The sequence below is a fragment of the Streptomyces sp. NPDC001700 genome (assembly GCF_053596435.1).
In genome coordinates this window covers 34,450-46,400 of record NZ_JBSFGE010000022.1, presented here as the reverse complement: position 1 = coordinate 46,400, position 11,951 = coordinate 34,450, and the positions used below count along the sequence as shown (strand labels likewise).

The 11,951-nt window shown below is 72.0% G+C and carries 8 protein-coding genes; 1 reads left to right on the top strand and 7 read right to left on the bottom strand.

Going from position 1 to position 11,951, the window contains the following annotated elements; all coding sequences use genetic code 11:
* Positions 1-6 precede the first annotated feature (6 nt).
* A complete protein-coding gene (locus ACWC5C_RS32180) occupies positions 7-6,189 on the top strand; it encodes a type I polyketide synthase (protein ID WP_450881259.1) in 6,183 nt (2,060 codons plus the stop codon).
* 82 nt (positions 6,190-6,271) lie between these two features.
* Here ACWC5C_RS32180 and ACWC5C_RS32175 read toward each other — a convergent pair whose 3' ends face one another.
* The 7 genes from ACWC5C_RS32175 to ACWC5C_RS32145 all read right to left on the bottom strand — a co-directional run bounded on the left by ACWC5C_RS32175 (position 6,272) and on the right by ACWC5C_RS32145 (position 11,938).
* Positions 6,272-7,426, bottom strand: a complete 1,155-nt coding sequence (locus tag ACWC5C_RS32175; protein ID WP_450881191.1) for a zinc-binding alcohol dehydrogenase family protein — start codon at positions 7,424-7,426, stop codon at positions 6,272-6,274.
* Between the two features lie 57 nt (positions 7,427-7,483).
* Entirely contained in the window at positions 7,484-8,419 is a 936-nt protein-coding gene (locus tag ACWC5C_RS32170; protein WP_450881189.1) for a ketoacyl-ACP synthase III, read from the bottom strand.
* Complete coding sequence (locus ACWC5C_RS32165; RefSeq protein WP_450881188.1) at positions 8,416-8,661, bottom strand: phosphopantetheine-binding protein; 246 nt, start codon at positions 8,659-8,661, stop codon at positions 8,416-8,418. The genes ACWC5C_RS32170 and ACWC5C_RS32165 overlap by 4 nt, the downstream gene beginning before the upstream one ends.
* Before the next feature lie 30 nt (positions 8,662-8,691).
* Positions 8,692-8,934: a biotin/lipoyl-containing protein gene (locus ACWC5C_RS32160; RefSeq protein WP_450881186.1), complete on the bottom strand. Its 243-nt coding sequence runs from the start codon at positions 8,932-8,934 to the stop codon at positions 8,692-8,694.
* Positions 8,935-8,936: 2 nt separating this feature from the next.
* Complete coding sequence (locus tag ACWC5C_RS32155) at positions 8,937-9,917, bottom strand: alpha-ketoacid dehydrogenase subunit beta (protein ID WP_450881184.1); 981 nt, start codon at positions 9,915-9,917, stop codon at positions 8,937-8,939.
* A complete protein-coding gene (locus tag ACWC5C_RS32150) occupies positions 9,917-10,822 on the bottom strand; it encodes a thiamine pyrophosphate-dependent dehydrogenase E1 component subunit alpha (RefSeq protein WP_450881182.1) in 906 nt (301 codons plus the stop codon). Before ACWC5C_RS32150 ends, ACWC5C_RS32155 begins: the two co-directional genes overlap by 1 nt.
* A gap of 342 nt (positions 10,823-11,164) precedes the next feature.
* On the bottom strand, positions 11,165-11,938 hold the full coding sequence (locus tag ACWC5C_RS32145; RefSeq protein WP_450881180.1) for a thioesterase II family protein: 774 nt from the start codon (positions 11,936-11,938) through the stop codon (positions 11,165-11,167).
* Between the last annotated feature and the right edge of the window lie 13 nt (positions 11,939-11,951).

Here is an 11,951-nt window from a genome sequence, read left to right as displayed (position 1 = left end):
TACGTGATGAATGAGGAAAAGCTCCTCGGATATCTCCGCCGTGTGACCGCCGACCTGCAGGAGGCGAAGCTGCGCGTGCGCGAGCTGGAGGCCGGCAGCCGGGAACCGATCGCCATCGTGGGCATGGCCTGCCGCTACCCCGGCGGCGTCACGTCCCCGGAGGGCCTGTGGCGGCTGGTCTCCGAGGGCACCGACACCGTGTCCGGCCTTCCCGAGGACCGTGGCTGGGACGTGGACAACCTCTACGACCCCGACCCGGACCACATCGGCACCGCGTACGCCCGCGAAGGCGCCTTCCTGTACGACGCCGCGGACTTCGACCCCGCCCCGTTCGGCATCTCCCCGCGCGAGGCGCTGGCCACCGACCCCCAGCACCGCCTGCTGCTGGAGACCTCATGGGAGGCGTTCGAACGGGCCGGAATCGCCCCCTCCGCACTGAAGGGCAGCCGCACCGGCGTATTCGCCGGAGTGATGTACCACGACTACGCCGCCCGGCTGCGCTCCGTACCCGACGACGTCGCCGGCTACATCGGCAACGGCAACTCGGGCAGCATCGCCTCGGGACGGCTGGCGTACACCTACGGGCTGGAAGGCCCCGCGGTCACCCTCGACACCGCCTGCTCGTCCTCGCTGGTCGCCCTCCACCTCGCCGTGCAGGCACTGCGTTCCGGGGAGTGCACCATGGCCCTGGCCGGCGGTGTCTGCGTGATGTCCTCTCCGGTGACCCTGCTGGAGTTCTCCCGGCAGCGCGGCCTCGCACCGGACGGCCGGGTGAAGGCATTCGCCGCCGCCGCCGACGGCACCGGACTCGGCGAGGGCGTCGGCATGCTGCTGCTGGAACGGCTCTCCGACGCCCGGCGCAACGGCCGCCCCATCCTGGCCGTCGTACGCGGCACCGCCGTCAACCAGGACGGCGCCTCCAACGGCATGACGGCCCCCAACGGCCCCTCCCAGCAGCGCGTCATCCGCCAGGCTCTCGCCGACGCCCGGCTCTCCACCGACGAGATCGACGCGGTGGAGGCCCACGGCACCGGCACCCGGCTGGGCGACCCCATAGAGGCCCAGGCCCTGCTGGCCACCTATGGCCAGGACCGGCCCGAGGACCGGCCGCTGTGGCTGGGCTCGGTGAAGTCCAACATCGGCCACACCCAGTCGGCCGCCGGTGTCGCCGGCGTCATCAAGATGGTGATGGCGATGCGGCACGGTGTGCTGCCGCGCACCCTGCACGTGGACGAGCCCTCACAGCAGGTGGACTGGTCCGAGGGCGCGGTGGAACTGCTGACCGAGGCGCGGGAGTGGCCGGAGACCGGGCGACCGCATCGCTTCGCCGTGTCCTCCTTCGGCATCAGCGGCACCAACGCGCACGCCGTCGTCGAGCAGGCACCCGCCGCTGACCCCGCCGACCTCCCCCAGCCCACCGTCCGCACCACCACGGTGCCCTGGGTACTGACCGCCAAGTCCGAGGAAGCGCTGCGCACCCAGGCCACCCGCCTGCGCACCCACCTCGACACCCACCCGGAGAGCACACCCCAGGACATCGGCCTGTCCCTGGTCACCTCCCGCACGCCCATGGACCACCGCGCCGCCGTCGTGGCCGCGGACCGGGACACCTTCGCCGCCGCTCTGACCGCACTCGCCGAGGGCGGGGAGGCGCCGGGCGTGGTGCGAGGCGTGGTCTCCCGCCGGGGCAAGTCCGCGTTCCTGTTCACGGGGCAGGGGGCGCAGCGCGCCGGAATGGGCCGTGAGCTGTACGCGGCGTTCCCCGTGTTCGCCGAGGCCTTCGACGCCGTGTGCGATGGATTCCAGGGGGAGTTGGACCGGCCGCTGAAGGAGGTGGTCTTCGAGGACGCTGCCGCACTGGGCCGAACCGTCTACACACAAACCGGTCTGTTCGCCGTGGAAGTGGCGCTGTTCCGGCTGCTGGAGTCGTGGGGTCTGGCACCGGATGTCCTGCTCGGACACTCCATCGGTGAGCTGGCCGCCGCGTATGTGGCGGGTGTGTGGTCGCTGGAGGACGCGTGTGTGCTGGTGGCGGCGCGTGGTCGGTTGATGCAGGCGCTGCCCGCTGGTGGTGCGATGGTGGCGGTGCAGGCGAGCGAGGCCGAGGTCGCCGAGGCGCTGACCGGTCTGGCCACGGTCTCGATCGCCGCTGTCAACGGACCGGCGTCTGTCGTTGTCTCCGGTGACGAGGACGCCGTACAGGGGATAGCCGAGCGGTTCGCCGAGCAGGGGCGCAAGACCAAGCGCCTGACGGTCTCGCACGCTTTCCACTCCCCGCGCATGGACCCCATGCTGGACGAGTTCCGTCACGTGGCCGAGAAGCTGTCCTACGATGCGCCGCGCATCCCTGTGGTCTCGAACCTGACCGGTGGGATGGCCGCTGCCGAGGAGTTGTGTACTCCGGAGTACTGGGTGCGGCATGTCCGTGAGGCGGTCCGGTTCGCGGACGGGCTCAGGTCCCTGGACGAGCTGGGTGTACGGACCCTGATCGAGCTGGGCCCGGACGGCGTCCTGTCCGCGATGGGCCAGGAGAGCACCGAAGCCGTCTTCGTGCCCGCGCTGCGCAGGGACCGCCCGGAGGCGCAGGCCCTCACATCCGCCGTCGCCCAGGCGTATGTCCGTGGAGTCCCCGTCGACTGGGCGGCGTTCTTCGCCGGGCGCGGCGCCAGGAGGGTCGAGCTGCCCACCTACGCCTTCCAGCGCGAACGCTACTGGCTGGACAACGGACACCTGACCGGGGACGTGGAATTCGCCGGTCTGGGCACAGCGGACCATCCGTTGCTGGGCGCGGCGGTGGAACTGCCGGATACCGGTGGGCTGTTGTTCACCGGCCGGCTCTCGGCCGAGGTCCACCCCTGGCTGGCCGACCACACCGTGGCCGGTGTCGTACTGCTGCCCGGTACGGCTCTGGTGGATATGGCGCTGCGGGCCGGGGAGAGCCTGGGCTGTGGCGAGCTGAGCGAGCTGACGCTGCGCGTGCCACTGGCCCTCCCCGCTGAGCAGGGCGCGGTCACCCTCCAGCTGGTCGTGGGCGCACCGGACGAGCGCGGCTCCCGACTCGTCAGGGTGTACTCGCGTGCGGCGGGCGCCGACGGTGAGGCCGAGTGGACGCTCAACGCGGAGGGCCTGCTCTCCGCCTCCCCCGATGCCGCCTCCCCCGACACCGCGTTCCCGTGGACACCGGGGGAGTGGCCGCCGCCCGGGGCCGAGCCGCTGCGGGTGGACGGGCTCTACGAGCGGCTGGCCGACGGCGGACTGGAGTACGGGCCCGCCTTCCAGGGGCTGCGGGCCGCCTGGCGGCTCGGCGACGAGGTGTACGCGGAGGTGGAGGCGCCACAGCCGGTGGCGGACTCCGCCGAGGGCTTCGGGCTTCATCCGGCGCTGCTGGACACGGCGATGCACGGACTGAACCTCGGAGGACTGCTGGCGGACGACGGCCGGGGGCGGCTGCCGTTCTCCTGGAACGGGGTGCGGCTGCACCGCGCGAGCGCGACCACACTGCGGGTACGGCTGGCCCCGGCGGGGCCGGACACGGTGTCGTTCGCGGCCGTCGAAGCCTCGGGCGCCCCGGTGGCGTCCGTGGACGCCTTGGTACTGCGGCCGGTCAGCGCCGAGCAGCTGCGGGCCGGGGCCTACCGGAGGTCGCTGTTCCGGCTGGAGTGGACGCCGCTCGCGGTGGGGGACGCCCGCGCAGCCCGCTGCGCCCTGCTGGGCACCGGCGACACCGGGTTGCGCCGCGCGCTCACGGACGCGGGCGGTGCCGTGGAGGCGCACCCGGACCTCACGGCGCTCGGGGCCCGGCTGCGGGAGCCCGGTGCCGTGGTTCCGGACTTGGTCCTGGCCGTCGTACCGGAGCCTGCGGGAGACGAGAGCCCGGTGGAGCGCGCGCACCGGCTGGCGCGGGACATCCTCGGCCTGCTCCAGTCGTGGCTGGCGGACGAGCGGTTCGCCTCAGCCCGGCTGGTGGTGGTCACCCGGGGCGCGGCGGCACCGCCCCTCGCGGATCCGGCGGCGGCGACCGTCTGGGGACTGGTGCGCTCCGCGCAGGCCGAGCACCCCGGCCGATTCGTCCTGCTGGACCTCGACGGCGCCGAGGAGCCCGGCGCCGCAGCGCTCGCCGCCCTCGGCACGGACGAACCACAGCTGATCATCCGTCAGGGCACGGTGTCGGCGGCCCGGTTCGCGCGGGCGGCGGTCACCGGCCCAGTTGAGGCCGCGCCCCGGGCGCACGGCACGGTCCTCGTCACCGGAGGCACCGGAGCGTTGGGCGCCCTGGTGGCGCGACATCTGGTGGCCGAACGTGGCGTACGGCGGCTCCTGCTCACCAGCAGGCAGGGCGAGGCCGCCCCGGGAGCCGCCGATCTGGTCGCGGAGCTGCGCGAACTGGGCGCGTCCGTGACTGTCGCCGCGGTCGACGTCGCCGACCGGGAGGCGCTGCGCGAGGTACTGGCAGCCGTACCGCGGGAACATCCCCTGACCGGCGTGGTGCATACGGCCGGTGTGGTCGCGGACGGCGTGATCGGCTCGCAGACCCCGGAGCGGCTGGCCTCGGTGCTCCGGCCCAAGGTGGACGGCGCCTGGCATCTGCACGAGCTTACCGCAGAGGCGGACCTCTCCCTGTTCGTGCTGTTCTCGTCGCTGGCCGGCACGCTGGGCGGCGCCGGGCAGGGCAACTACGCCGCGGCGAACGCCTTCCTGGACGCGCTGGCCGTGCACCGGCGGGCGAGCGGCCGCTCCGCGGTCTCCCTGGCGTGGGGCATGTGGGCGCGGCTCAGCGGAATGACCGGGGGACTGGGCGAGGCGGAGTTGCAGCGGCTGCACCGGGCGGGCCTGGGCGCGCTGTCGGACCAGGAGGGTCTGGCGCTGTTCGACGCGGCGAGCACCGGCGAGGACGCCACACTCGTCCCCATGCGGCTCGACCCCAGCGGCCTCGGCGGAGAGTCGTCGGGTGATCTGCTGCCTCCGCTGCTGCGGGACCTCGTCCAAACCCCGGCACGCCGGGCGCGGCCCGCCACCGAGACCGGCGGTCTGCGGCGGGCACTCGCTCAGGTGCCGCAGGACGCGTGGGAGCAGTTCCTCGACACGGCGGTGCGCGACCAGGTCGCGGCGGTGCTCGGCCACTCCTCCGGAGCGGTGATCGACGCCGACCAGCCGTTCACGGACATGGGCTTCGACTCGCTCGGCGCCATCGAACTGCGCAACCGGCTCACCGCCGCGGGCGGCGTCCCGCTGCCCGCCACGCTGATCTTCGACCATCCGACACCGGCCGCGGTCGCCGCGCATCTGCGCGGGCTGCTGGCGACGGCCGCCGCCGAGGACGCCGTACCGCAGACCGCGCCGCCCGCCGCCGCGCCCTCACCGGCCGGTTCCGTGGAGGCGCTGTTCCGGCAGGCGTGCGAGAGCGGCCAGTACAAGGACGGCGTGGACCTGCTGATGGCGGCCTCCCGGGTCCGTCCCGCCTTCGACGCGGCGGACGCGGCCCGGCACGCGCCGAAGCCGGTGCGGCTCTCCCACGGACCGCGGCGGCCGTCGCTGGTCTGTTTCGCCGCCCCGGTGGCGCTGTCCAGCGCCCACCAGTACGCGCGGTTCGCGACGGCCTTCCACGACGTCAGGGACGTGTCGGTGCTGGTGCCGACCGGCTTCTCCGACGGCCAGGCACTGCCGCGGTCGGTCGAGGCGGCCGTCGCCGCCCACGCGGACGCGGCACTGGCCTGTGCCGACGGGGCGCCGGTGGTACTGGTCGGGCACTCCTCCGGCGGATGGCTCGCCCACGCCGTGGCCGCACACCTGGAGAGCGTCGGCGTGGTGCCCGCCGGAGTGGTGCTGCTGGACACCTATCTGCCCGGCAACGACGTCGTCGACGGCTTCGCCTCGGTCTTCATGGACAGCATGTTCGACCGGGAGGGGCTGGTGGACGGCGTGAACTTCACCCGGCTGACCGCGATGGGCGGCTACTTCCGGCTCTTCGCGGACTGGGAACCGGCCGAGATCGCGGCCCCCACCCTCTTCGTCCGCGCCGGGGAGCGGATCGCCCCGGGCGAGGGGTCCGGTGCCCCTGCCCCGCAGGCCTTCTGGCAGCTGCCGCACACCGCGGTCGAGGTGCCGGGGAACCACTGGAGCATGATGGAGGAACAGTCCGCCGCCACGGCCCGGCCGGTCATGGACTGGCTCGACCGGGCCCCGGACTGACGGCCACGGGCACCACGACAAGGCTCCGCCCCGACGCCGTACGGACGTCGGGGCGGAGCCTTGTCGTGGAGCCCGGCTCAGCTCACGAGAGCGGGTTCACGCTGTACAGCGGGAAGTACGACGCGATCCGGCCCGCGGCGTAGTCGTCGGCCAGCGTCGGCACCTCGTCGAAGCCGTAGGTGACGGTCGACCCCTCGGGAGCCATCCAGCCACCCGCCTCCTGGAAGTCCCGGATGACCGGCGAGTCCGGCAGCCGCCACACATGCGTATTCACATGGATGTGCCTGCTGATGCACTCGGCGCCCCGCAGATGGGACAGCCGCATGCCCGCCTTCCAGCCGCAGGTGGTGACGACGCCCTCCCGGGCGAGGGCCTTCACGGTGACGTCGTACAGCGGTTCGCCGATGTTGTCCACGAAGATCGCGGCTCCCCGGCCGTCGCTCAGCTCGTCGACCACTCCGAGGAAGTCGGACACCGACTGCCGCCGGCGGGCCTGACGCTCCCGGTCCGCCCTGGCCTGGCGGGGCGGAAGAGAGAGATCGGGGTAGAGCCGGCGATCCACCGGGACGATGCCGTGTTCGCGCAGGAAGGCGATCCGCTCGTCCGAGCCCGCCGTCATCGCCACCCGGAAACCGGCGCGCCGGGCCAGCATCAGCTCGGCGAACGCGACCCCGCCGCCCCAGCCGAAGACCAGATGGCTGGACGGGTCGTCGTCGGCGATCTGCGTCCGCCAGCAGCCGTACGCCTTCTGCCAGTTGTCCCACGCCGTGAAATACCGGCCGTAGGTGGCCCACTGGGGCAGGGAGTAGGCGGTGTCGGCCGGGATGGGCAGCAGCACCCGGGTGTCCATCTTCGACCGCTTGGTCAGCAGACCGATGGTGTTCGGGGCGTCGTAGGCGTAGGCGAGTTCGGCGTAGCCGTACCGGTCGCACTTGCCGAACGGCAGCAGCAGACACAGGTCCCCCTCGCGGACCCGGACATCCCGGTCGGCCGCGTTCACCTTGAGGACGCGTACCACCCCCAGGTTGCCCAGGACCACGGCGTCCTCCCCGCGGCTGCTGCACACATCGATCGGCGAACGGGCCAGCGCGTGATCGACGTTGGCCTCCCAGGAACCGAGGATCGGCTCCACCAGTGCCTCACCCTCCTCCAGCGGACCGAAGGTGAACAGATCACGTCGCAGGGCGCCGCCCGGGCCGCCGTCGGGCGTGCCGACCAGCGAACCAGAGCGAAGCACCCAGGCTTCTGGCGAATAGATGACAACCTCCTAAGATCAGGACTTCCCCGTGCCCGGCTACCGGGCCACCGGTACCCGGTAGTTCACCGACACCCCGCCCCAGGCCTCGCCCGCGCCGTAGGCGACGGCCCCGAGACGGCCCTCGGCGGGCAGGGAGCCCGAGGCCAGCTCGTCGGCGAACGCGAGCGGGACCGACGCCGAGGAGGTGTTGCCGAAGTGCGCGATACGGTTCACGAAGGGCACGCCGAGGTCGGCGGTGAACGTACGGACCTGCTCCAGGATGCGGCCGTTGGCCTGGTGGCCGACCAGCACCGTCGGCGCGGGTTCCCGTTCGGCGAGATACCGGGCCGACTCCGACATCCGGCGCACCGCACGGTCGTACACCTGCATCCCGTCGAGATGGATGCCGCCGGCGTCGGTCTCCCGCATGAGCCCCTCGCCGGAGCCGTCGCTCCCGGCGACATGGTGGAAGCGCGCGAACTCCTCGCGCCGCTCCAGCAGGACGGCGGCGGCCCCGTCGGCGAAGAGGCAGGCGGTCTGCCGGTCGGTCCGGTCCACCAGCCGGGACATGGCCTCCACCGAGCACACCAGGACCGACGACGCCTGCCCGGCGTCACAGAGCGACAGCCCGGTGACCAGCCCGTACACGAAGCCGCAGCAGGCCGCGTTCATATCGAAGCCCAGCACCGACGAGGGCAGCCCGGCCAGCTCGGCCACCTTCTGCGCGATACCCGGGACGCGTTGGCGTACGGACGTGGAGACCAGGACGAGGGCGCCGACGGACGACGGATCGGCCATCCGGCCCACGATCGGCGCGCAGGCCTCCGCCGCCACCTCCGCCAGCGGGATGTCGTCGTCGAGCCAGCCGCGGGACGCGATCCCGCTGCGGCGCCTGATCCACTCGTCGGTGAGGCCGATCGCGTCGAAGTGCGCGTTGTCGACGGTCCGGCCCGGTTTCGCCGTGGCGAGATCGACGATGCCCGCGCTCGTCACTGGTCGGCCAGCTTCACGAAGTAGGCGGTGAAGTCCTGGAGCAGACCGAAGCCCGCCGTCTCCCGCAGATCGGCCTTGACCTGCAACTCCCGCTCCATCAACTGGGTCAGCTCGACGATGTCGAGCGAGTCCAGGTCGAGGTCGCCCACCGGCCGCTCCAGGTCGTCGTAACCCAGGGACGGGTCCCGCTCCCTCAGCTTGGTGAGCATGATGTCCGCTATCCGGCGTTCGATGTCGTTCATTTTCTCTCCTTGAAAGCCCTGGGGCGGTGGCTACTCGGCCGCCAACTGGTAAAGCACGTCACCGGATTGGAGAACGGTGCCGACCGTCGCGGAGAGCGCGGCGACACGGCCGCCGCGCTCCGCCACGATCTCGGTGCTCGCCTTGTCGGTCTCCATCACCGCGACCACGTCCCCCCGCTCGACGCGGTCGCCGACGGCGGCGACCCACTCGACCAGCAGCGCCTCGCCGAGGCCGTGCCCGAAGCCGGGGACCCGGAAGTCAATGTGCTCCACGCTCACTTCATCATCACCAGAACCTCATCCGTGATCTCCCGCACGCCTATCAGGTAGTCGTTCTCGAAGTCCGCCGGCGGATACGCGCGGCGGTCGGGGGCCAGTCGCCGGATCGGGCAGCGCAGCGATTCGAAGCCCTGCTCGGCCACCGCGGCGGCGACCTCCGCACCGATGCCCGCGTACTTCGTCGCCTCGTGCACGATCAGCAGCCGCCCGGTCCGGGCCACGGACCGAAGGACCGTGTCCATATCCACCGGCGCCACCCAGCGCAGGTCCACCACCTCGACGTCCACCGTCGGGCTGAGCGCGTGCGCCGCCTCCAGGACCTCGTTCGTGACCGCGCCGAAGGTCACCACGGTCACGTCCGTGCCCGGCCGGACGATCCGGGCGGCCGTCGGCGACGTCGCCGGCGCGTCGCTGCGCGGGGGCGCGGTCCGGCGCCAGTAGAGCCGGACCGGCTCGTACATCACCACGGGCGACCCCAGCCCCACCGCGTACCGCAGGACCTGGTCGGCATCCTCGCCCGTGGACGGATACGCCACCGAGATACCGGAGGCGGGCGCGAACAGCGCCTCGTTGGACTCGCTGTGGTGCTCGACGCCGCGAATGCCGCCACCGGACGGGATACGCACCACCAGACTCGGGCTGATCTGCCCGTTCCAGCGGTGGCCGATCCGGGCCGCCTGCGTGATCAGCTGGTTCACCGCGGGATAGACGAACCCGCCGAACTGGATCTCGCACACCGGTATCAGCCCGCTGATCGCCATCCCGACGGCCTGGCCGACAATGGTGGACTCCGCCAGCAGCGAGTCCCGCACCCGGTCCCCGCCGAACCGCTGCTGGAGCCCCCGGGTGACCCGGAAAACCCCGCCCAGCCGTCCGATGTCCTCGCCGAGCAGCAGTACCCTCGGGTCCCGCTCCATCAGGTCGGCGAGGGTCGCGTTGATCGTCTCCGCCATGCTGGCGGGCCGTTCCAGAGCCATCACGCGTACCCCTTCATCAGCTGGCTCCGCAGCTCCCGCACCTCCGCGTCGACGGACTCCCGCCAGGCGGCGTCCACCACGCCCTCGGCCGTCAGCCGGTCCGCGTAGGCGGTCACGGGGTCCGACTCCCGGGTCCTCGCGATGTCGTCCCGGCTGCGGTACAGCTCCTGGGCGTCGGACGTCGAATGGCCGTGGACGCGTCCCACCGAGATCTCCACCAGATACGGCGACTTGGACTCACGTATGTGCCGGGCGGCCCGGGAGCAGGCGGTGAAGACGGCCTCCGGATCCCGGCCGGACAACGCGGCGGACTCGATGCCGAAGCCCCGGGCGCGTTCGGCGACGGAGGTGCGCATCTGCTCGCCGGCGGGTTTGGAGATGGCCCAGCCGTTGTTCTGGCAGACGAACAGCACGGCGGCGGACTCGACGGCGGCCAGGTTCATCGCCTCGGACATGTCGCCCTCGCTGGTGGCTCCGTCACCGACGTAGACGACGACGAAGTCCTCCCGCCCCTGCAGCCGTTGCCCCAGCGAGTAGCCGACGGCGTGCAGGGTCTGCGCCGCCAGCACCAGCGTGTAGGGGAAGAAGCGCCGCTGCCACGGTTCCCAGCCGCAGAACGTGCGCCCGGCCCACTGCGCCAGCAATTCGACCGGGGCCACACCCCGCAGGAGAGCCACCGCGTGTTCACGGTAGCTGGGAAAGATGGCGGGTTCCGTTCCCACGGCCAGAGCGGAGCCCACCTGCGCGGCCTCCTGGCCCTGACAGGACAGCCAGAGGTCGAGCGCTCCTTGTTTCTGGAGCTGCTGGGCCTCCTCGTCGACGCCCCGCGCCACCAGCATGTGGTGCAGCAGGGACCGTTTCGTACCGTCGTCCAGCCCCTGCTCGGGTTGCGATCTTAAGGTCATCACATTCGAACCCCCGTGTCTCTTGGGTGCGTTGCCGGTCAGTGGGTGGCTTCGGCCGTTGTCACGATCGGACCCTCGACGGGGGAGTGGCCGAACGCGCGTCAGAACCCGGCGCTGATGTGTGGTCGTATGGTGAGGACGACTGCCGAAGTCGCGTTAGGGCTGTCTGGGCGGCCGGGCGGGCACACGGCCCGTCATCGGCGGCACGGATCGGCCAGACACCAAGCACTGAACAGTCACGCGAATTCCTCCCCCGTCGCATGGGTAACTCGCGCCCATGCTGTACCGCACACTACCTAAACCGTCCCGGGTGACGTAGCGAGGGTCGCCCGAAGATGTTGCTCAGACAGGCTGGGTGTGAGTCAGCCGCGCCAGCCGGTCGGCGACGATGCCGGCCACCTCGGCCCGCCGGTCCACGAGATAGAAGTGGCCGCCCGGCATGGCGAACTCCTCGAACGCGCCCGTGGTGTGCTCGGCCCACGCGGCGGCGCCCCCGTCCGGCACCTTGGGGTCGTCCTCGCCGTTCAGCGCGATCACGGGGCAACTCAGTGGCGGGCCCGGACGGTACTGATAGCTCTCCACGACCTCGTAGTCGGCGCGGATCACCGGCAGCGCGAGCTGGACCAGTTCCTCGTTGTCGAAGACGCGCGGATCGGTGCCGCCCAGCTCCCGCACCTGCTCGATGAGCGTCCGGTCATCCGGGCGCTCGCTGAACTCCCGCCGATGGCGGGACGGAGCGCCCCGCCCGGACACGAACAGCGCGACCGGCGGACGGCCCATGGCCTGGAGGCGCCGCGCCACCTCGAACCCCAGCACCGCTCCCAGACTGTGCCCGAACACGGCGATCCCCCGATCGCTCCACGGCGCCAGCTCGGCGACCAGCCCCTCGGCCAGATCGTCGATCCGCGTCAGCAGCCGCTCATGCAGACGGTCCATCCGCCCCGGATACTGCACGGCGAGAGTGTCGACCCGCGGCCCGAGCGCTTTGCCCAGCCCGGCGTAGAAGGACGCCGAACCACCCGCGTGCGGAAGGCACACCAAGCGAACCGGCGCGTCGGGTGCGGGCGAGTACCGCCGTATCCACGCGGAGTTGGGGGCACTGCTGGCCGCGGTCATGTCACTCCTGGGT